Source organism: Neoroseomonas oryzicola, assembly GCF_012163135.1.
Lineage (GTDB): Bacteria > Pseudomonadota > Alphaproteobacteria > Acetobacterales > Acetobacteraceae > Neoroseomonas > Neoroseomonas oryzicola.
Genome location: NZ_JAAVUP010000001.1, coordinates 65,339 through 86,123, shown reverse-complemented (window position 1 = coordinate 86,123; position 20,785 = coordinate 65,339). Strand labels below are relative to the sequence as shown.

Sequence of the window (20,785 nt, the reverse complement as noted above, 5' to 3'; positions counted from 1 at the left end):
ATCCTGATACCGTCCTCGCCTTCGGGAGCCCCCCATGCGTTTCGCGGAAATCGGCCAGCAGCTGCGCGCCTATCGCCTTGAATCCGGCCTGCGCGCGGAAGAAATCGCTGCGCGTCTCGGCGTTTCGCGTGCGGCCCTCTACCGGTACGAGAAGGGCGAGGTCATCAAGCTCGACACCATCCGCCGGCTGGCGGAGCTGTTGAAGATCTCCCCCCTCTCCCTGCTCGGCATCGGAGTCGAGTATTTCGCCCGCCCCGCCGCCTTCCAGGAACGGCTCCGCCAGGTCGAGGAACAGTCCGACCAGGTCCTGCAGGTGGGCGGCGCGCTCTGCTACCCGGTCAGCACCGACGCCTTCGACGGCGCCATCGGCGAGGCCTGGACCGAGGCCGCCGACGCCTCCCCGGACCGTCTCCTGGCCCGCACCCAGGTCGAGCAGATGCTGGGGCTGCTGACCGCCAGGAAGCGGCTGCACCAGTCCCGCAAGCCGAACATCATTGCCATCCTGTCGGAATCGGGCCTGCGCCGGATGCTGGCCGAGGGCGTCGCACCCGGCGTCGCGGTGTCGGACCGGGCGCGGACACGCTGCCGCCTCGCCGCCCGCACCGAGGTCGAGAGCATCGCCGAGCAGATGGAAAGCGTGCCGATCGGCCTGCAGATCGGCCTGATCTCCGGCCCCGACCCCTCGGGGCCCTTCATGGTCATGCGCGGGCGGGAACGCGCCCATGTCGTCGGCAGCGCCTTCCCCCCCGACACCCACCCCGCCGCGACCACCGGCGTCGCGTTCATCACCTCGGCCGACGAGGCGATCGGCACGCACCAGCGCGTCGCGGAGAACACCTGGCGGGACGCGCTGAAGGGGCCCGAGGCCGCCGCCCGGCTGCGCGCCCTGATGTCCGAGGCACCGGCCGCCGCCGCCTGAAACCTCGCGCGGCGCCTACAGCGGCAGCCGAGCTTCCATCACCTCGGGGTCCTCGGCACTCGCGCGCACCCGGAAGCCAAGGGCGCGCACGAAGGCCAGCATCGGCTTGTTGTCGGCGAGGACCGAGCCGACCACGTCGCTCACCCCGACGGCGCGGCCCCATTCGAACAGCCGCTCCATCAGGTGGCGCGCCAAGCCCTGCCCCTTCCAGGACGGGTCGACGATGACGGCGAATTCCGCTTCCGCCCCGCCGCCCTCGCGGATCAGGCGGGACACGCCGACGGTGCGGTCCGGGCCGCCGTCCACCCGCTCGACCGCGACGAAGGCGATCTCGCGGTCGTAGTCGATCTGCGTCATGCGCGCGATCTGGGTCGGGCTGAGCTCGGCCAGGGCCGAGAAGAAGCGGTAGCGGATGTCCTCAGGCGTCAGCCGGGCGAAGAATTCGGCATGGGCCGCGGCATCCTCGGGGCGGATCGGGCGAACCAGGACCTCGCGGCCGTTGCGGTTGCGCCAGGTGCGTGCGAACTCGGCCGGATAGGGCGGGATGGCGAGCATCGCCTGCTCGCCGGGCGGGCGCAGCGAGATGATGGCATCGAGCGCAAGTACGCCCTCAGCATCGGCCCGCAAGGGATTGATGTTACAGAATTCAATCTCGGGGAAATCGACGGCGATCTGCGACAGGCGGACCAGTGCGTCGGCGATGGCCGCGACATTGGCCGGCGGATGGTCGCGCCAGCCATCGAGCAGCCGCGCCGTCCGCGTCCGCCGGATCAGGGAATGGGCCAGCGCCAGGTTCAGCGGCGGCAGGTCGAAGCCCTCGTCCGGGTCGATGTCGGCCGCCGTGCCGCCGCGCCCGAAGGCGATCCAGGGCCCGAACATCGCATCGTCGCCGAGGCGCAGGCGCAACTCCTGCCCGCTGCCGGCCTTGCGCTGGACCAGGAAGCCGGTGATCCGCGCCTCCGGCCGGGCGGCAGCAACCCGTTCGCGCATCGCCGTCGCGGCGGCCAGCACGGCGGCATGGGACGCAAGGCCGATCGCGACGCCGCCGACCTCGGTCTTGCGCGGCAGGTCGGGGCTCAGGATCTTCAGCACGACCGGGAAACCGAGCATGACGGCCGCATCCGCGGCTTCCTCGGCGCCCGTCACGGCGCGGCCCGGCACGGTCGGGATGCCATAGGCGGCGAGGACCGACAGCGCCTCCTCCTCGGTCAGGTCGCGCCGTCCGGCGGCACGGACCCGTTCGAACAGGCGGGTGACCAAGGCGCGGTCGGGGGCGAGGTCCAGCACGTCGCGCGAGGGCAGTTCGGCCGCCATCGCGCGGTTGCGCCGGTCATGGGCGAGGTGGAGGGCGCCGCGGACCGCGGCCTCGGGCGTCGGGAAGGCGGCGACGCCGGCGGCCGCCAGCCGCGCCCGCTGCGCCCCGGCGCTGGCCTGCCCGGCCCAGCCAACCAGGATCGGCGCGCCGCGGCTCGCCTTCACCGCGGCGGTGAGGGATTCGCGGACAACCTCCGGGTCTTCCTCGCCCGCCGGGGCATGGAGGGCGACGACGGCGTCGACCTCGGGCAGCGCGGCGAGCATCGCCGCGGCCTCGCCCAGCCGCGCCCCGGCGGTGGGGCCGAGCGCGAGCGGATTGCGGCCGCTCCAGCCCTCCGGCAGGCCGAGGGAGATGGCGGCAAGACCGGTCTCGCCGATGTCGGCGAGCCGCGCCCCGCCCGCCAGCACCGCATCGGCGCCGAGCGCCCCGAAGCCGATGCCGTTGGTTACGATCGCTATGCGGTCGCCGGGACCCGAGGCGCGGGCCGACAGGCGTACGCGCGCGAGGGTTTCGGCGGCGGACAGGAGGTCCTCGAAGCCCGCGACCCGCAGCACGCCGGCGCGCCGCAGCGCGGCTTCCATGACCTCGTCGGCGAGGCCCGAGGCATCCTGCAGTCGTCCGCCGGCGCGGATGGCGACGACCGGGCGCATCCTTGCTGCGGCTCGCGCGGCGGAGACGAACATCCGCCGGTTCTTGATGCGCCGCAGGTCGAGCAGGATCGCGCCCGTCCCGGGATCGCGCGCCAGCCAGTCGAGCACGCGCGCGAAGCCCAGGTCCTGGTTGCCGCCGATGCCGACGATGTGGCTGAAGCCGACGGATTCCGCCGCCGCCCAGTCGAGCACGGCGCGCGCGATGGCCGAGGACTGCGTGACCAGCCCGAGCCGCCCCTTGGCCGGAACGACATGGCTCAGGGTCGCGTTCAGGCCGATGGCGGGCACCGCCACGCCGAAGGACCCCTGCCCGATCGCCCGCATGCCCGTCCGGGCGGCCGCGCCGGCGAGATCGGGCGCCGGCCCCGGCACGACGGCGGCGAAGCAGCCCCGCGCCGCGAGGCGCCCCATCGCGTCCTCGAGCGCATCCGGCGGCAGGCACAGCACGGCGAGGTCGGGCGCGACCGGCAGGTCCTCGATGGTCGGGACAACCTCGAAGCCGTCGCGCGGCGCGCCCACGGCGAGCAGCCGGCCGCGGAAGCCGCCGGCGGCGAGGTTACGCGCCATGAGCGGCGCCTCGGCGCTCGTCTCGGCGGCGAGGAGAACCACGCTTTCAGGGTGAAGCAGCGACCGGTCGCGGTAGCCACCGCTCCGGTACATACCGGCAATGTAATCAGGCATTGTGCGATGCAACATGGCGCCTGCGCCTCCCCATCGCAACCGCGGAAAGCGTTGCAGGACCGGGCCGTCCGCGCCAGCCCCCTTGCCGGCCGGGCCCGGGGCGCCTGAACTGCATCCACACCGCAGGAGTGGATGAATGAGCCAGGACCGCTGGGACCCCGAGATGCGCGCCTTCACCGCCATGATGGACGAGCGCGGCCGCGCCTTCCCGCCGGTGGTGCTGGACCTGCCCCTGGACGGGGCGCGGGTGTCGAACGACGGGCCGGGGCTGACGCTCGCGGCGGCCGGCGGGCCGAAGATGGCCGAGAGCGGCGACCGCTGGCTGCCGATCCGCGGGCGGCGGCTGGTTTCGCGGGTCCATCGGCCGACGACGGACACGGCGCTGCCCGTCATGGTCTACATCCATGGCGGCGGCTGGGTCTGGGGCAGCATCGACACCCATGACCACATCATGCGCGGCTATGCCGGCGCGTCGGGCTGCGCCGTCGTCGGGCCGGATTACGCGCTGAGCCCCGAAGCCCCCTTCCCCCAGGCGCTCGAGGAATGCGCCGCGGTGGTGCGCTGGGTGGCGAAGAAGGGGGCGGAATGGGGCCTCGACCCCTCGCGCATCGTCATCGGCGGGGATTCGGCCGGCGGCAACCTCGCGCTCGCCACCGCGCTGCTGCTGCGGGAGACGGACCCGGACCTGAAGCTGCGTGGCCTGCTGCTGAACTACGGCGTCTTCGATTCCCGCCTCGACACCGCCTCCTACGGCGAATTTGCGACCGGCCACACGCTGACGCGGGAGAAGATGGACTTCTACTGGCGCTGCTACGCCCCGCGCGAGGCCGACCGGCTGAACCCCCTCGCCGCCCCGCTGCGCGCCGACCTGCGCGGCCTGCCGCCCTGCCTGTTGCACGTCGCCGAGCTCGACGTGCTGGCGAGCGAGAATCACGCCATGGAGAAGCGCCTGCGCGAGGCCGGGGTGGCGGTGGAAGCCACCACCTTTCCCGGCGTGCTGCACGGCTTCCTGCGCGCCATGGTCCATGTGAAGGCCTCCGACCGCGCCATCGCGGAGGCCGGGGCCTGGCTGAAGCGCGTGCTGGCCTGACGCCTACGCGACCAGCCGCTTTTCCTCGAGCCGCAGCGTGCGGTCGTGGAAGGCGGCAACGGCCGGGCGGTGGGCGATCGAGAGGATCGTGCTGCCCGGCAGCCTCTCCTTGAGCCGCGTGTAGAGGCGTTCCTCGGCGCCCGGGTCGAGGCTCGCCGTCGCCTCGTCGAGGAACAGCCAGTCGGGCTTCAGCAGCAGCGCGCGGGCGAGCGCGATGCGCTGCTGCTCGCCGCCCGACAGGCGCTTGTCCCAGGAATCCGCCTCGTGCAGGCGCTGGACGAGATGGGCGAGTTCGGCGGCTTCCAGCGCCTCTGTCACCGCCTCATCGGTGAAGGCCGCCTCGTCGTCCGGATAGCAGACGGCGCGCTTCAGGCTGCCGAGCGGGATGTAGGGCCGCTGCGGCAGGAACAGGGCGCGGCCCGTCGCGGGCAGGTCCACCCGTCCGCCGCCGAAGGGCCAGATGCCGGCGATGGCGCGGAACAGCGTCGACTTGCCGGACCCCGAGGGGCCGGTGAGCAGCACCGCCTCGCCCGGTTCGATCCGCGCCGAAGCCTGGTCCAGCAGCACCCGCCCGTCTGGCAACGCCAGCGTGACATTGGCGATGCCAAGTCCCGTATCGGTGCCCTTCGCCGCGACTGGGCCGGTATGCGCCGCCGCGGCGGCCGTCACGCCGCGGGTGAAGCCGGTGAGGCGCTCGACCGTCGCGCGCCATTCCGTCAGCCGCGCATAGTTGTCGACGAACCAGGACAGCGCGCCCTGCACCTGGCCGAAGGCAGAGGAAGTCTGGATCAGCCCGCCGAGCTGGATGCGCCCGGCGAAATAGGCCGGTGCCGCGACGACGATCGGGAAGATGACGGCGACCTGCGTGTAGCCGGCGGTGAAGAAGGTCAGCCGCTTGGTGGCGGTCATGATCGACCACCAGTTTTCCATCAGCGCGCGGAAGCGCTGGGTCAGGCCGCGCTTCTCATCCGCCTCGCCGCCATAGAGCGCGATGCCCTCGGCGTTCTCGCGGAAGCGCACCAGGGCATAGCGGAAATCGGCCTCGACCTTCTGCTGGGTGAAGTTCAGCGCGACCAGCGGCCGGCCGATCAGATGCGCGAGCCAGGTGCCGATCACCGCATAGATCAGCGCCACCCAGACCATGTAGCCCGGGATCTCGACGCCCAGCACGTTCAGCGGCCCCGACAGCGACCACAGCACCAGGATGAAGGAGAACAGCGTCACGACCGAGTTCATCAGCCCAAGGCCGAGCGAGAGCGTGTCGTCGACGAACATGCGCGCATCCTCGGCGATGCGCTGGTCGGGGTTGTCGGTGACCGGGTCGGTCAGCGCCATGCGATAATAGGCGCGGCCGTCGAGCCACTGGGTCAGGTAGATCTCGGTCAGCCAGCGGCGCCAGCGGATCTGCAGCGCCTGGCGCAGATAGAGCTGATAGACCGCGATGAGGATGTAGAGCGCCGCGACGATGGCGAAGGAGGGCAGGAAGCCCTCGGCCTCCGTGGTGTGCCAGGTGAACAGCAGCGCGATGAAGGCATCCCAGTCCTTGGCCTCGAGCGCGTTGTAGAAGGCCCGCTGCCAGTAGGTGAGCAGCACCGTCATGCCCACCAGCGAGAGGTTGAGCGCGACGACGACAGCCAGCAGCCCGCGCGCCTTCCAGCGATCCTCGCTCGACCAGTAGGGGCGCGCGAGATGCCAGGCATCGCGCAGGAAGGGTCCGATGCGGCGCATGCGCTCTCCTTCAGCGGCGGCGGAGCCGCGCCTCGATCTCCGTGAGCCAGGCCATCACCCGGGCGCGGTTCACCCCGAGATCCGACCAGCCGATCAGGCTGCGGGAATAGAGCCAGAGGCCGGTCCCCTGCCCGGCCGGCGCGGCCTCGGCGACGATGATGTCGGGGTAGTTCATCAGCCGCGTGCGCGCGACCCATTGCGCCTGGTGGCGCGCGGGAAAGTCGGCGAGCGGATAGGTGCGCGGCTGCGCGGCAGCCGTGGCGCGAACGGCGGCGAGCAACTCGTCCACCGTCACCGGGAAGGGATCGCGGTGCAGGTGGCCCGCGCCGGGCGCGGTGGTCGGCGTCAGCAGGCAGGTGTTGGGCGAGGGCGGCAGCGCCAGCGTTGCGAAATCGACCGGGCCCTGCGGCGGAATGCCGTTGGCGCCGCGGGAGAACAGCAGGCCGATCATGGACGGATCCTCAGGCGGATGACGCCGCGGATCTCGGCCTCGGGGTCGACGGGCTTGCCCTTGCGGAGGATCTCGATCCGTCCCTCCCGCGCCAGCACGATCGCCTCCCGCCGCACGCGGGTCATCAGGGAACGCCATTCCTCGGGCTTCAGCGCGCGGGCGACCTCGGAGGGGCAGAGGCTCTTCTCCGCGCCGCGGGATTCCGCCTGGGCGAGGATCTCGGCGCGGATGACGGGTTCGCTCATGGCGCGATCCAGCGGACGGTAGGACGGCCGGCCGCGTCCCATTCGGCATGGACGCGGCGATGGCCGCCATGGTCGAGCAGCAGCCAGTCGAGGCTCTGGATGGTCAGCACGATGGCCACGAAGTTCCCTCGCCCCGCATCGGGATCGCGCGGCGCCGGGGGCGGCGCCGCCACCGTCTCGCCCGGGGCCTCGAGGGCGGCGTAGCACATGCGGGAGGAGTCGCGGCTGCCGGCCCAGGCGACATCCGCCACAGCGTCGTCGCCATGCAGCCGGGCGAGGCCGCGCAGCCGCACCTGCACCTGCGCCGCGGCGTCGTAGGCGTGCAGCATGGCGCGCAGATCGGCGGCGAGTTCCGCCGCCTTGGCGCTGCGCCGGTCGGTGTGGATGCGCAGCGTCCGTGCCTTCGGGTCGAAGGCCCGCAGGATGACGGTGCGCAGGTTCGGCCCGCCATCGACATCGCGCGTCGCCAGCGTCGGGGTGTGGAAGGGGCTGCGCCGATCCGTCACGCCGGAAGCGAGGCGGGCCAGCGCGTCGGCGAGCGCGTCCGCGGGCGTGGCAGGCGGCGTCACGCCACCGCCTGCGCGAGGGCGGTGCCACTGTCCCAGGCCGCTTCGGCGCGGCCGGCCAGGCACCAATCGCCGGCGAGGCCGATCCGCTGCGCGGCGTCCCACAGGAAAGGCGCGCCAAGCGGGGCCTCGAGCAGCGAGTAGCGCCAGCGATGCGCCGCCGCCCAGGCCGGCGGCGGCAGCGGCGCCGTTGCGAGCGAGGCGAGCTCGGCGAGCAGCGGGGCGACGATGTCCTCCGCGCGCCGCTCGAGATTGGCGCGGGTCCAGGCCGGCGCGGCCTGGATCACCCAACATTCGGCAGCGCCATCGCGGCCGGGCTTGGAGGAATCGCGCGCGGCCCAGCCGATCGCGTGTCCCTCGGGGCGCAGCGTGTCGGGCAGCGGCAGGGGCGCGTCGAAGGCGGCCATCACCGTCCAGCAGGGCGCGTAGCGCACGCCGCCGAGCGCCGCCGCGAAGCCGGGCAGCAGCTCCGCCGCCTGGGGCGCGGGGATGGTGACGAGGACGGCGTCGAAGGGGCCGTCCTCACCGGGCGGCGTGGCCGGCAGGGGGGCGCCGGGCTTCGCCTCCTTCGCGTCCCAGTGCCGTAGGCGCCAGGCACCAGGTTCCCCCAGGACGGCGCCGACGTGCCGCGAGGCGCGCAGGTCGAGGCCACCGAGCAGCGCGCGCGGCAGCGCCGACATGCCCGGCACGCCGACGCGCCGGTCCGCATCCGGCCAGGGCGCGGCGCCGGCGTCGGCCAGGGCGGCGGCGAAGCCGGGACCCGCGGCGCGCAGATACTGCGCCCCATGGTCGAACTGCAGGCGGCGCCCGGCATGGTCGGCGCGGCGGGTGGCAAGGCGCCCGCCGGGCGCCCTCCCCTTGTCGAACAGCCGCACGGCGATGCCGCGCGCGGCGAGGTTCCGTGCGGCGGCGAGGCCCGCGAGCCCCGCACCGATGATGGCGACGGATCTGGTCATGCCAGCCGGTATGGCGCCGCCGCGCCGGGGCGCAAGACCCGGGCGGCGTCAGGCGGTCTCGCGCTCGACCAGCGGGCCAGGGGTCGGCAATGCCGCGATCTCGCGGATGATCTTGCGGCGGACGGCGCCGGCGAAGGTCTCGTAGCCCTCGGCGACCATGAGGAAGGCCCCGGGGCCGCCGATCACCTCGTCGCGGTAGTATTCGTCCACCGGCGGGATGCCGGCGAGCAGCGCCGAAGGCTGCGGCGTGCGGTCGAGCACGGCGAGGCCGTTCAGCACGATCCCCTGGTCCAGCGCATCGGCGCGCGCCTGGGCCAGCGGCCGGCCGGAGTTGTTCACCCCGTCGCCGGAGATGTCGACGACGCGGCGCAGCCCGCTGTAGCGCTGGCCGAACTGGCGGGAGGCGAAGTCGATGGCTCCGGAGATCGAGGTGTAGAGGTAGGTCTCGCGCGATGCGCCGTCGACCGCGGCGGCGAAGCGCTCGCAGGCAGCAGGGCCGTCGAGCTTCGTCCAGGGCACCAGCACATTCTGGATGTTCCAGTCCGACCAGACGAAGAGCGTGACGGCAATGGCCCCGAGCGGTCCGCCGGCGATGCCTTCGGCCAGGCGCGGGTCGCGGAAGGCGGCGGCATAGCCCTGCATCTGCATCTCCATCTCCTCGGTGTCGACCGAGCGGGAGACATCCACGGCTAGGACCAGTTCGACATCCACCTCCTCGACCGCGGCGCGCGCGGGACGGGCGGCGATGAGGGCCGGAACGGCAAGGCCGGTGGCGAGGAGGAGGCGGCGACGGGACAGCAGACGCGACATTGGTACCCTCCGTAAGGGCCATGCGTCCGGGGTCTGTCCTTCCCGATGCCTCCGTCACCGGAGGTCTTGCAGATACAAATAGGGAACCTTTTTGTGCGTCGCAACAAAGAAGCGCGACGCGGAGGCCATCGAGCCGCCTGAGCCGCCCGATGTGGCCCCCGCGCCACAGCGATTATGTCCGCATCGGATCCATTTTCCGGCGGGCGCGGCGGTCAGGCGGCGAAGGGATCGGCCTGCCCGATGGTGCTGAAGCTACCCGAGGGCACCAGCTCCGCCAGGGTCGAGTCGATCGAATGCGCGTCCATGCCGGTGCGCGGGCTTTCGAGGCGCACGACGCGGCCGAGCCAGTTGCCGACATTGCCGGTGTGGTTGATCGGGTCGTTGCGCACGCGCAGGCAGGTGATGCGCGACCGCGTGCGCTGCCATTCGCCTTCGACGCCGGACACCGCCGTGACCGCCGGGGCCGAGATCGCCACCGCCGGCACGCCGGTCCGCGCGGAGACGATCTGCGCGATGCCGCCGCCCAGCGAATGGCCGGTGACGTAGAGCCGGTGGCCGCGGCCCATCACCTGGTTGGCGTTGCGCACCATGTCCTCGGCGCAGGCGCATTGGTGCCAGAGCAGCCCGCCGCCCAGCACCCCGAGCGCGCTGCTGACCATCCCGGTCAGCGCACCGCCGAAGCCGGCGTCGGCGACGATGTCGGCCACGTCGCCATCGGTCGCCTGGGTGCCCGCGATCGCCACCACCCAGTCGAGGCCACTGCCATTGGCGCGCCGGAACACGGCGGCCTGGAAGCCGGACAGGCGGAGGTCGACGTCGCCGAACCGCGCGAAGCCGGCCGCGGTGGTGCAGCCGCGGCTGTAGATGCCGGCGCAGAGGGCGGCGAAGTCGCGGAAGGGGATCGGAGCGGGCATCGGCAATTCCTCGGGCCTGGCGGGCGAAGGGTGCGGCGATGCGCCGCCCTTCGCTCTCGATGCCCGGGGTTGTCCGTCATGCGCGGCGCCGCCGCACTGCAGCGCTTCAGGGCGCGAACGTCAGAAGCCGCCCCCGGCGGCAAGCCAGGCGGCTTCCTCCGGCGTGCTCGCGCGGCCCAGCGCGGCGTTGCGGTGGGGAAAGCGGCCGAAGCGCGCGATCACGGCGCGGTGCCGCCAGGCGTAGTCGATCGTCCCGCCCGGTGCGGCGTGGCGCGGGTCGTCGCGCAGGCCCTCGAACAACGCGACCGAGAGATCCTGGTCGGCCATCGCCTCGGAATGCTCGAAGGGCAGATAAAGGAAGACGCGTTGCGTCGGCGTGAGCGCGACATCGAAGCGGCGCGCCAGCACGGCGTCCCGCGCAATGTCGCGCATCATGGGGTCGGCGGCGAAGGCCTCGGCACTGCCGCGGAACAGGTTGCGCGGGAACTGATCGAGCAGGATGGCGAGGCCGAGCGCGCCCTCGGGCGTCGCGCGCCAGGCGTTCAGGCCATTGCTGCGTGCGGCGTCGACGAGCGCGGCGAAGCGGTCGCGGATCGCGGCGTCGAAGGCGTCGTCGCGCGTGAACCAGGCCGGACGGAAGGTGTCGGGCCCCTCGGCGAACCAGAAGGCCAGGACCTTGTCGGGGCCGATCATGCGAGCGCCTTCTCGAGCACGCGAACGGAATGCAGCGCCTCGCGCCCCGACAAGTCGGCGATCTGGTGGCGGCAGGAGGTGCCGTCGGCGACGATGATCGCGTCCTTTGCCGCCGCCCGGACCGCGGGCAGCAGGGAGAGCTCGGCCATGGCCTTCGAGGTTTCCAGCGTCTCGGCCTGGTAGCCGAAGGCACCCGCCATGCCGCAGCAGGACGACGTGATCGGCGTGACCTTCAGGCCCGGGATGCGCTTGAGCAGCGCGACCGCGGGCGGGAAAGCGCCGAAGGCCTTCTGGTGACAATGGCCGTGGATATGCGCCTCCGCCGCGATCGGCTTCAGCGGCAGGTCGGCCTTCTCGCGGTCGAGGAATTCCGACAGCAGGAAGGCGCGGGCGGCGAGCGCGCGGGCGGGTTCGCCCGGCAGCAGGGCGAGGAATTCGTCGCGCAGTGTGGTCAGCGAGGAGGGCTCGATCCCGATGACCGGCGAGGCGAAGGGCGACAGCGCTTCGAGCGTGCGGCGGGCCTCGGCGCGGGCCTGTTCCACCAGGCCGGCGGCGAGCAGCGTGCGCCCCTCATCCAGCGGGCGCGTGCCGCGCGCGGGCCGCGCGACGGCGGGGTCGTAGCCGGCGGCGCGCAGCACGGCGACGGCGGCGCGGAGGTTCTCCGGCTCGAAGTAGCGGTTGAAGACGTCGGGTAAGAGGATGACCTCCCCTGCCCTGCCGTCCGGCGCACGCAACTCCGCATCGTGGAAGTCGTTCCAGCGGAAGTGCGGCAGCCTGCGTTCGGCGGCAAGGCCGAACAGGCTCTCGGACAGCGCCGCGAGGCCGGGGATGGTGTCGCGCGCATTGGCGACCGGCGGGAAGAGCGAGGCCCAGCGCGCCCAGCGCGGCATGGTCGCGATGATGCGTTCGCGCCAGCCGATGCCATGTGCCTTCGCACGCGCGGCCAGCACCTCGATCTTCATCCGCGCCATGTCGACGCCGGTCGGGCATTCGCGCTTGCAGCCCTTGCAGGAGACGCACAGCGAGACGGCCTGCGCCACCTCGTCGGAGGCCAGTGCCTCCGGCCCCAACTGCCGCGTGAGCGCAAGGCGCAGCGTGTTCGTCCGCCCGCGGGTCAGATGCTGCTCGTCCCGCGTGACGCGGTAGGAAGGGCACATGACGTTGGCGTCGAACTTCCGGCAGGTGCCGTTGTTGTTGCACATCTCGACCGCGCCCAGCAGGCCGCCGAGCGGGCCGGGATACTCCGACCAGTCGAGCACCGGCGTGACCGCCGGATCGGCCGCATAGCCCGGCGCGTAGCGTAACAGCGTGCGGTCATCCATCTTCGGCGGACGAACGACGCGCCCCGGATTCAGCAGCGCATTGGGGTCGAAGGCGTCCTTCACTTCCTCGAAGGCGCGGGCGATGCGGCTGCCGAACATCGGCTCGTTGAACTCGGAGCGCACGATGCCGTCGCCATGCTCACCGGAATGGCTGCCCTTGTACTCGCGCACCAGGGCGAAGCATTCCTCGGCGATGGTCCGCATCTTCTTCACGTCCTCGCCGTCCTTCATGTTCAGGACGGGGCGGACATGCAGGCAGCCGACGGAAGCATGGGCGTACCAGGTGCCCTTGGTGCCGTGCTTCGCGAAGACGTCGTTCAGCCGCTCGGTGTAGTCGGCGAGGTCTTCGAGCCCGACGGCGCAATCCTCGATGAAGGAGACCGGCTTCCCGTCCCCCTTCATGGACATCATGATGTTGAGCCCGGCCTCGCGCACCTCGGCGATGGCCGCCTGGAAGCCGGGGTCCGTCGCGCGCACCACGGCATCCGGATAGCCGAGGTCGGCCATCATCTCCTCGAGCCGGTCCAGCGCCTGCAGCAGCGGCGCGTCGTCATGGCCGTGGAATTCCACGATCAGCAGGCTGTCAGGTTCGCCCTTCACCATCCTGTCGATGGTGGCGCAGTAGATCGGGATCGAACGGCCGAGGTCGATCATCGTGCGGTCCACCAGTTCCACCGCCTCCGGATCCAGCGTGACCAGGTGCTGGGAGGCCGCCATGGCCGCGCGGAAGGTCGGGAACTGGCAGATGCCCAGCATCTTGCGCGGCTTAATCGGCCACAGTTTCAGGTCGAGCGCCGCCGAGAAGGCCAGCGTCCCCTCCGAGCCCACCAGCAGCCGCGCGAGGTTGCCGCGCCCTTCGGCGCGCGCCGCCGGTGTCAGGCTCTCGATGTTGTAGCCGCCCACGCGGCGCAGCTGGTGCGGGAAGCGGGCGGCGATCTCCTCCGCCTCCCGCGCGCCGAGCGCACGCAGGCGCTGGATCAGCTCGGCGATCGGCGCCGGGACGTCGCCGCCGAGGTTGTCCGGCAGTTCGCCGAAGGCGAAGCGCGACCCGTCCGCGAGCAGCGCGTCGATCCCCGACACGTTGTCCGCCATCAGCCCGTAACGGATCGATTTCGACCCGCAGGAATTGTTCCCCGCCATGCCGCCGATGGTGCAGCGCTGCCAGGTGGAGGGATCCACGGGGAAGAACAGGTTGTGCTTCTTCAGCGCATCGTTCAGCGCGCCGAGCGTGATGCCCGGCTGCACGCGCGCCGTGCGTGCCTCCGCATCCACGCTGATGACGTTGCGCAGGTACTTGGTGCAGTCCAGCACCAGCGCGCGGTTGACCGTCTGCCCGCATTGGGAGGTGCCGCCGCCGCGCGGCAGGACGGGGATGCCTTCCTCGCGGCAGATCGCCATCGCGGCCTGCACGTCCTCGATCGTCCGCGGCACCAGAACGCCGTAGGGCTCGATCTGGTAGATGGACGCATCGGTGGCGTAGCGGCCGCGGTCGGAGGCGCTGAACAGGACTTCGCCGCGCGTCTCGCGGCGCAGGCGGTCGGCAAGGCGGCTGTCGCCGATGGTCGGGCGGGTGGTGACGTTCATCCGGACTTATTCCTGCGGCAGCAGGACGAGGGGCGCCTCGGCCTGCCGGGATTCGAGGAGGTGGTGGGCGCGCGCCGCCTCGGCCAGGGGCAGCGTCGCGCCGGGGTCGGCGCGGACGGCGCCGCTGCCGAGCACCGCGAACAGCGCGGCCGCCATGCGTTCGAGCGCGGCGCGCTCGGCGATGTAGTGGAACAGGATCGGCCGCGTCAGGCTGTTCGACTTCCCCGCCAGCCGCTGCACCTGGAAGGGTGCCACGGGGCCGGAGGCCTGGCCGAAATTCACCAGGTGCCCGCGCATCGCGAGACATTCCAGCGACCCGTCGAAGGTGTCGTGCCCGACCGAATCATAGGCCGCGTCGACGCCCCGCCCGCCCGTGATGCGCTTCACCTCGGCGACGAAATCCTGTTCGCGGTAGAGGATCACGTGCGCGCAGCCGGACGCCCGCGCGACCTCGGCCCTCGCCGCCGAGCCCGCCGTGCCGATCACAGTCGCGCCGAGATGCGCCGCCCATTGGCACAGGATGCGCCCGACCCCGCCCGCCGCCGCGTGGACCAGGATGGTCTGCCCGGCCTCGACGCGATGCACCTGGCGCAGCAGCATCTCCGCCGTCAGGCCCTTGAGCAGCACGCTCGCCGCGAGCCGGTCGTCCATCCCGTCCGGCAGGCGCAGCGCGATCGCCGCCGGCAGCACGCGGTGGGAGGCATAGGCGCCGTAGGCGCCGGTCACGTAGCCGATGCGGTCACCCACGCTGAACCCCGCCACGCCGGGACCGACGGCCTCGACGACGCCCGCCGCCTCGATGCCCGGCACGCCGGGCAAGGGCAGCGTTCGATAGAGGCCGGAGCGCACGTAGCAATCGTGGAAGTTCACGCCCACCGCCGTCTGGCGGATGCGCAGTTCGCCCGGCCCGGGGGCCGCGACGTCGACGGGTTCCGCGCGCAGCACCTCGGGCCCGCCGAATGCGCGCAGCATGATCGCCTGGGGCAAGCCTACGTCCTCCCGTAAACCCGGCCGGACCCTAGCCGCGAAGCCCGCGCTTGTCCGATCCATAATGTTCATCGCAGCGACAAGCCGAACTCATTGGCGCCGCCGCCCGGTTCCCGGCATGAAGCGCCCTGAAGAGAGGAGCCGTCCCATGGCCTATTTCCAGTCCAAGCCCGTCGCCGGCCGCCATTTCCTGCAGATCCCGGGCCCCACCAACGTGCCCGACCGCGTGCTGCGCGCCATGGACAACCCGACCATGGACCATCGCGGCCCCGACTTCGGCAAGATGGGCAAGGCCCTGCTGGAAAAGGTCCGCCACGTCTTCAAGACCGAGGGCCCGGTGGTGATCTACCCGGCCTCCGGCACCGGCGCCTGGGAAGCGGCGCTGACCAACACGCTGTCGCCCGGCGACCGCGTGCTGATGTGCGAGACGGGCTGGTTCGCGCATCTGTGGCACGAGATGGCCGGCCGGCTCGGCATCGTGACGGATTTCGTGAAGACCGACTGGCGGCGCGGCGCCGACGTCGCGCAGATCGAGCAGCGCCTGCGCGAGGACAAGGCCCACGCCATCAAGGCCGTCTGCGTCGTGCACAACGAGACCTCGACCGGCTGCACCTCCCGCATCGATGAGGTCCGCAAGGCGATCGACGCCGCCGGCCACCCGGCGCTGCTGCTGGTCGACACCATCTCCTCGCTCGGCAGCATCGACTACCGGCATGACGAATGGGGCGTGGACGTGACGGTGGCGGGCTCGCAGAAGGGGCTGATGCTGCCGCCCGGCCTGTCCTTCAACGCGATCAGCGCCAAGGCGCTGAAGGCGTCGGAGACGGCAAAGCTGCCGCGGTCCTTCTGGGACTGGAAGCCGATGCTGGCGGCCAACGCCACCGGCTACTTCCCCTACACGCCGGCGACGAACCTGCTCTACGGCCTCGACGCCGCTGTCGACATGCTGATGGAGGAAGGTCTCGACAATGTCTTCGCCCGCCATGACCGCCATGCGGAGGCCACCCGCCGCGCCGTGCGCCACTGGGGCTTCGAGATCCAGTGCGAGGAGCCACGGCACTACTCCTCCTCGCTGACCGCGGTGCGGCTGCCAGATGGCCAGTCTGCCAATGCCCTGCGCGCGACGATCCTCGAGAAGTTCAACATGTCCCTCGGCAACGGCCTCGGGCAGCTGAACGATCGGGTGTTCCGCATCGGGCATCTCGGCGATTTCGGCGACCTGCAGCTGATCGGCACGCTGGGCGGCGTCGAGATGGGGCTGCGTGCAGCCGGCGTGCCGCACAAGGCAGGCGGCGTGCAGGCGGCGATGGACTACCTCGCCGGCAACGCCTGACGCGGGACGCTCAGCCGAACAGGATCGGCGCCGCGGCCTCCGCCATCCCGGCATTGGAATGGCCGACGCCCGGCACCGTCACCACGCGCCAGGCGAAGGGCGCGCCGGCCTCGAGGGCCGCGCGCCGCGCCTGGTCGAAGAAGTGCCAGCCGCGCGCGAAGCGATGGCTGCCCTGTGCGATGGCCCAGGGCTGACGCGGCAGGCTGGGGTGATTGGGGTCGGTGTCGGCCTCGCCCAGTTGCAGCAGGACCGGGCGCGCGAATACGGCGCGCAGGACGGCCGGGTCGGCCGCGGTCCCGCCGAGCCCTTCCGGGAAGGGCCGGTCGAAGCGCGGCAGCGTGTAGGATCCGGCATTGGCGATCATCACCGCCTCGGCCCGCGGCGCGCCGGTCAGGAGCGTGTAGCGGTGCGTGAACTGCGCGCCGGCCGAATGGCCGTAGAGGATGAAGGCGTCGCGCTGCGCGCCCGCCATCGCCATCGCCGCCAGCACCACGCGATCGAAGGCATGGAAGGACCAGGCCGCGGACGGGGTCGCGCGCCCGGCGTCATCCTGCAGGTTGCCGAAATTGTACCAGCGCGTGCCGGGGAACTTGTCCTGCCCGAACTCGGGCACCAGCAGCAGGACGCCGTGTCGGTCGGCCAGATCACGCCATTCGTCCCGATACCGGTCAGCGTCGCGCCGCAGCCCGTGCAGCACGACGGCGACCTTGCCGCTCGGCGTCCAGGACGCCGGGCGGTGGTACCAGACCGGCATGGGCGCGGGTGTCGCTCCGGTGGCTTCCGCCACCTCCACCCGCCCGCTGCCGGCCCCGATCCCCGCCGCGCGCGCAAGCCCCGGCGCGGCGAGCGCGCCAAGGATGACCGCGCGGCGACGCATCTCAGTCCACCTGCGCGCCGGACCGGCGCACCACCTCGGCCCACCGGGCGACGTCCGCGCGCAGCGTCTGGGCGAACTGCTCGGGCGTGTTCGGCGCCACGGGCGGCGTGATCGCCTGGTTGTTGATCAGCCAGTCGCGGAACTCCGGCGTGGAGATGATGCGGTTCACCTCCTGGTTCATCCGCCGCACGATCGGCTCGGGCACGCCCGCCGGACCGAGGATCCCGTACCAGGTGGAGGTGTCCATCGGCGGCAGGCCGCAGGCCTCGGAGACCGTCGGCACGTCAGGCAGGGCGGCGAGGCGTTCACGCGTCAGCACGAAGATCGGCCGCACCTGCCCCTGGCGGATCGGCCCCATGGCCGCACCGGACTGGTTGAAGAACAGGTCGGTGTCCCCGGCCAGCAGCGAGGCCATCGCCCCCGGCTGCCCGCGATAGGGCACGTGCAGCATGTCGAGGTTCGCCGCCGTGGCGAACTGCGCCCCGGCGAGATGCGTCGAGGCGCCATTTCCCGTCGATCCGAAGGACACCGCCTGTGGCCGCGCGCGCGCCGCCGTCAGGACGTCCTGGCAGGTCCGGAGGTTCGGCCGCTTCTCGGGACTGACGATCAGCACGTTCGGCACGTCGCCCAGCAGAACGACGGGCGTGAAATCACGGATCACGTCGAATGGCAGCGAGCGATACAGCGCCGCGTTGATCGCATGCGTCCCCGCCGTGCCGAAGTAGAAGGTGTAGCCGTCTGGCCGTGACTTCGCGACGAAGTCCGACCCGATGTTGCCGCCCGCGCCGGTGCGGTTGTCGACGACGACCGGCTGGCCGAGCGCGCGCGAGAGCGGTTCCGCCAGGCGCCGGGCATAGATGTCGGTGCCCGCGCCGTTGGGAAAGCCGCCCATCAGCGTGATCGGCCGCGACGGCCAGGCATCCTGCGCGACAGCAGGCAGGGCGGTGGTGACGGCGATGGCGGCGGCCATCAGCGAACGACGCAACATGGTTCCCGGTCTCCTTGCTTACAGAACGGCACAGGCTGGGCCAGGCCACGAGGGATGCTAGCCTGCCCGGCCATGAACGCATCCTCCCCTGCCCCGAGCCTCGCGCGGATCGCGCGTGGCGGGAAGTCCGTCTACGGCGCGCCGCTCGGCATCATCATGCTCGAGACGCGCTTTCCCCGAATTCCCGGCGACATCGGCCATGCAGGAACCTGGCCATTCCCGGTGCTGTATCGCGTGGTCGCCGGTGCGACGCCGGAACGGGTGGTGCTGCAGGGGGCGAAGGGCCTGCTGCCGGACTTCATCGCGGCGGCCAAGGACCTCGTCGCCATGGGCGCTGAGGCGATCACCACCTCCTGCGGCTTCCTCTGCATCTTCCAGAAGGAGATCGCAGCGGCCGTCGGCGTGCCGGTCGCGACGTCCTCCCTGCTGCAGGTGCCCTGGGTGGAGGCGCTGCTGCCGCCCGGCAAGCGCGTGGGCGTCGTCACGGCGAGCAAGGCGTCGCTGACGCCGGCGCATTTCACCGCCGCCGGCATGGCGCCGGACACGCCGGTGATGGGCATCGAGAACGGGCGCGAGTTGTTCCGCGTGCTGGTCCGCCAGGACAAGCCGGAACTCGATATCGACGCGGCCGAACAGGACATCCTCGAGGCCGGCCGCGCGCTGATCGCGGCGCATCCGGAAGTCGGCGCGATCGTGCTGGAATGCACCAACATGCCGCCCTATGCGGCGGCGCTGCAGGCCGAACTCGGCCTGCCGGTGCATGACATCCTCTCGCTCGGGGCCTGGCTTCAGGCCGGGATCCGGCCGCGCCGCTTCGCCTGATCAGCCCTTGAAGAGGCTGAGCAGCGACTGCGGCGCCTGGTTCGCGATGGACAGCGACTGGGTGCCGAGCTGCTGGCGGATCTGCAAGGCCTGCAGCCGCGCCGATTCCTTCGCGAGGTCCGCGTCGATCAGCGCGCCGAGTCCGGAATCGAGCGCATCGAGCTTGTCGCGGTTGTAGGCGATCTGGCTGTCGACGTAGCGGCTGTCCGAGCCGAACTGGTTCAGCGCATTGGCGATGACGGTGTTGACCGTCGGCCAGTCCCCGCCCGCCGCGATGGCGGCCTGCGCGGCAGCCGCATCGGCCGGGGCGGCGGCGACCACCATCGTGCCGACGCCGTCCACGGCGGTGAGCGTATAGGTCGTGCCGGCCTCGTTGCGGGTGGTGGTGATGTCCCCGCCTTCGGGCGGCGTGGTCGAGATCAGCGTGCGCCCGTTATAGGTCGCGTCCGCCAGGAAGTTCTGGATCTGCGTGCGCAGCGCCTCGTACTGCGAATTGTATTGCGTGCGCTGGTCGGCGTTCAGCGTGTCGTCGGCGAGGCGCACCAGGGTCTCGCGCACCTTGATCATGGTGTCGGAGACTTTGTTCAGCCCGGCCAGCGCGGTGTCGAGGACGCCCTTCACGCCGCCGAGCTGTTCGTTCGCCGCGGTCAGGCCCGCGACATCGGCGCGCACCGACTGCGCCACCGCGAAGGCCGCGCCGTCATCCTTGGCGTCGGACACGCGATAGCCCGTCGAGACGCGCTTCTGGGTCGCGTTCAACGCCTCATTCGTGCGGTTGAGCGACTGCAGCGCCACCATGGCGCCGACATTCGTGTTCACGGAGTTGAGGCTCATCGGGATCTTCCCTTCGGCTCGGCCGGATCTTCCCGCCGTCGCCTCACTCTGGCGCGCAAGCATGAAAGGATCGCTAACGGCGCCCGGGATCCCGAAACGAAAAAGCCCCGCAACCTTGCGGCTGCGGGGCTTTCGCGGACCAATCCGAAGATCAGTCCTTCATGTTCACCGCCTGGCGGCCGCGCTGGCCGTCGCGCACCTCGAGCGAGACCTTCTCGCCCTGCTGCACGTCCTGCTTGCCGGCGCGCTGCAGGACGGAGGAGTGCAGGAACACGTCCTGGCCACCATCGTCCGGCGTCACGAAACCGAAGCCACGGACCTGGTCGAACCACTTGACCGTGCCGTTGATGTCGTAGGTCGGCCCACCCTCGTCGCGGCCGAAGTCGCGGCGCGGCGGACGGTCGCCGAAGGAACGCGGGCCACGGTCGCCGAAGCCACCGCCGCCGCCACCGAAGCCGCCGCCGCCGAAGTCGCGACGCGGGGGACGGTCGCCGAAGCCGCCGCCGCCGCCGCCGAAATCACGGCGCGGGGGACGGTCGCCGAAGCCGCCGCCACCGCCGCCGAAGTCACGGCGCGGGGGACGGTCGCCGAAGTCGCGACGCGGGGGACGGTCACCGAAGCCACCGCCGGCGCCGAAATCGCGGCGCGGCGGGCGGGCCCCGCCGCCTTCGCCGCGCTTCAGCTCGACGATGCGGGTGACGAGGCGCCGGCCCTGGCGGTCGGTGCCGATCTCACAGACGAGCTTGTCGCCGGTGTCGGGCGTATCGATGCCCGCCTCGGTCAGCGCCGAGGCATGAAAGAAGACATCGTTCCCATCGGGGCCGAGAACAAAGCCAAAGCCTTTGCGGCCATTATACCACTTAACTTCGGCCTCGATCGGGCCGGAGCCACCCTGGTTGTCGTATTCAGACACGTTCCTGCAGGTCCACACAAAACACGCGAGCCTGCGGGATGCAGGGCCGCTAAATGTCAGGATGGCACCACCGCCCCACGATTGCGAGAGAAATCCGCTGACAGCGC

At 71.6% G+C, this 20,785-nt stretch carries 19 protein-coding genes; 4 read left to right on the top strand and 15 right to left on the bottom strand.

The window, feature by feature from the left end; genetic code table 11:
- The first annotated feature begins 34 nt into the window (after positions 1-34).
- The gene (locus GWK15_RS00395) at positions 35-919 is read left to right on the top strand and encodes a helix-turn-helix domain-containing protein (protein WP_168037959.1); all 885 of its coding nucleotides are present in this window, start codon (positions 35-37) and stop codon (positions 917-919) included.
- 15 nt (positions 920-934) lie between these two features.
- Here GWK15_RS00395 and GWK15_RS00390 read toward each other — a convergent pair whose 3' ends face one another.
- Positions 935-3,565: a bifunctional acetate--CoA ligase family protein/GNAT family N-acetyltransferase gene (locus tag GWK15_RS00390; protein ID WP_245211373.1), complete on the bottom strand. Its 2,631-nt coding sequence runs from the start codon at positions 3,563-3,565 to the stop codon at positions 935-937.
- Positions 3,566-3,701: 136 nt separating this feature from the next.
- Between GWK15_RS00390 and GWK15_RS00385 the strand changes: the two genes are divergently transcribed.
- Positions 3,702-4,655 (top strand): alpha/beta hydrolase, encoded by a 954-nt coding sequence (locus GWK15_RS00385; protein WP_168037957.1) that lies wholly within the window; start codon positions 3,702-3,704, stop codon positions 4,653-4,655.
- Between the two features lie 3 nt (positions 4,656-4,658).
- Here the strand turns inward: GWK15_RS00385 and GWK15_RS00380 are convergent, their stop codons facing one another.
- The 10 genes from GWK15_RS00380 to GWK15_RS00335 all read right to left on the bottom strand — a co-directional run bounded on the left by GWK15_RS00380 (position 4,659) and on the right by GWK15_RS00335 (position 14,911).
- The gene (locus GWK15_RS00380; protein WP_168037955.1) at positions 4,659-6,383 is read right to left on the bottom strand and encodes an ABC transporter ATP-binding protein/permease; all 1,725 of its coding nucleotides are present in this window, start codon (positions 6,381-6,383) and stop codon (positions 4,659-4,661) included.
- A gap of 10 nt (positions 6,384-6,393) precedes the next feature.
- Entirely contained in the window at positions 6,394-6,834 is a 441-nt protein-coding gene (locus GWK15_RS00375; RefSeq protein WP_168037953.1) for a DUF1499 domain-containing protein, read from the bottom strand.
- Positions 6,831-7,079 carry a DUF3253 domain-containing protein gene (locus GWK15_RS00370; protein WP_168037951.1) on the bottom strand — a complete coding sequence of 83 codons (249 nt, stop codon included), beginning with the start codon at positions 7,077-7,079 and terminating at the stop codon, positions 6,831-6,833. The genes GWK15_RS00375 and GWK15_RS00370 overlap by 4 nt, the downstream gene beginning before the upstream one ends.
- Entirely contained in the window at positions 7,076-7,648 is a 573-nt protein-coding gene (locus GWK15_RS00365; protein WP_168037949.1) for a pyridoxamine 5'-phosphate oxidase family protein, read from the bottom strand. Before GWK15_RS00365 ends, GWK15_RS00370 begins: the two co-directional genes overlap by 4 nt.
- Entirely contained in the window at positions 7,645-8,601 is a 957-nt protein-coding gene (locus GWK15_RS00360; protein ID WP_168037947.1) for an NAD(P)/FAD-dependent oxidoreductase, read from the bottom strand. The genes GWK15_RS00365 and GWK15_RS00360 overlap by 4 nt, the downstream gene beginning before the upstream one ends.
- Before the next feature lie 48 nt (positions 8,602-8,649).
- Complete coding sequence (locus GWK15_RS00355; RefSeq protein WP_168037945.1) at positions 8,650-9,411, bottom strand: DUF1194 domain-containing protein; 762 nt, start codon at positions 9,409-9,411, stop codon at positions 8,650-8,652.
- Between the two features lie 212 nt (positions 9,412-9,623).
- On the bottom strand, positions 9,624-10,325 hold the full coding sequence (locus GWK15_RS00350; protein WP_168037943.1) for a lipase family protein: 702 nt from the start codon (positions 10,323-10,325) through the stop codon (positions 9,624-9,626).
- 120 nt (positions 10,326-10,445) lie between these two features.
- Positions 10,446-11,018, bottom strand: a complete 573-nt coding sequence (locus GWK15_RS00345; RefSeq protein ID WP_168037941.1) for a DUF924 family protein — start codon at positions 11,016-11,018, stop codon at positions 10,446-10,448.
- On the bottom strand, positions 11,015-13,924 hold the full coding sequence (locus tag GWK15_RS00340; protein WP_168037939.1) for an FAD-binding and (Fe-S)-binding domain-containing protein: 2,910 nt from the start codon (positions 13,922-13,924) through the stop codon (positions 11,015-11,017). Before GWK15_RS00340 ends, GWK15_RS00345 begins: the two co-directional genes overlap by 4 nt.
- A 6-nt stretch (positions 13,925-13,930) precedes the next feature.
- Entirely contained in the window at positions 13,931-14,911 is a 981-nt protein-coding gene (locus GWK15_RS00335; RefSeq protein ID WP_245211371.1) for a quinone oxidoreductase family protein, read from the bottom strand.
- 148 nt (positions 14,912-15,059) lie between these two features.
- Here GWK15_RS00335 and GWK15_RS00330 point away from each other — a divergent pair, with 148 nt between their 5' ends.
- Complete coding sequence (locus GWK15_RS00330; RefSeq protein WP_168037937.1) at positions 15,060-16,244, top strand: pyridoxal-phosphate-dependent aminotransferase family protein; 1,185 nt, start codon at positions 15,060-15,062, stop codon at positions 16,242-16,244.
- A 10-nt stretch (positions 16,245-16,254) separates the two neighbouring features.
- Here GWK15_RS00330 and GWK15_RS00325 read toward each other — a convergent pair whose 3' ends face one another.
- Positions 16,255-17,121 (bottom strand): alpha/beta hydrolase, encoded by an 867-nt coding sequence (locus GWK15_RS00325; protein WP_168037935.1) that lies wholly within the window; start codon positions 17,119-17,121, stop codon positions 16,255-16,257.
- A 1-nt stretch (position 17,122) separates the two neighbouring features.
- The gene (locus tag GWK15_RS00320) at positions 17,123-18,109 is read right to left on the bottom strand and encodes a Bug family tripartite tricarboxylate transporter substrate binding protein (protein ID WP_168037933.1); all 987 of its coding nucleotides are present in this window, start codon (positions 18,107-18,109) and stop codon (positions 17,123-17,125) included.
- Positions 18,110-18,181: 72 nt separating this feature from the next.
- Between GWK15_RS00320 and GWK15_RS00315 the strand changes: the two genes are divergently transcribed.
- A complete protein-coding gene (locus GWK15_RS00315) occupies positions 18,182-18,931 on the top strand; it encodes an aspartate/glutamate racemase family protein (protein ID WP_168037931.1) in 750 nt (249 codons plus the stop codon).
- Here GWK15_RS00315 and GWK15_RS00310 read toward each other — a convergent pair whose 3' ends face one another.
- Positions 18,932-19,765: a flagellin gene (locus tag GWK15_RS00310; protein WP_168037929.1), complete on the bottom strand. Its 834-nt coding sequence runs from the start codon at positions 19,763-19,765 to the stop codon at positions 18,932-18,934. It abuts the gene before it with no gap.
- 151 nt (positions 19,766-19,916) lie between these two features.
- Entirely contained in the window at positions 19,917-20,678 is a 762-nt protein-coding gene (locus tag GWK15_RS25720; RefSeq protein ID WP_168037927.1) for a cold shock domain-containing protein, read from the bottom strand.
- Positions 20,679-20,785: the final 107 nt, after the last annotated feature.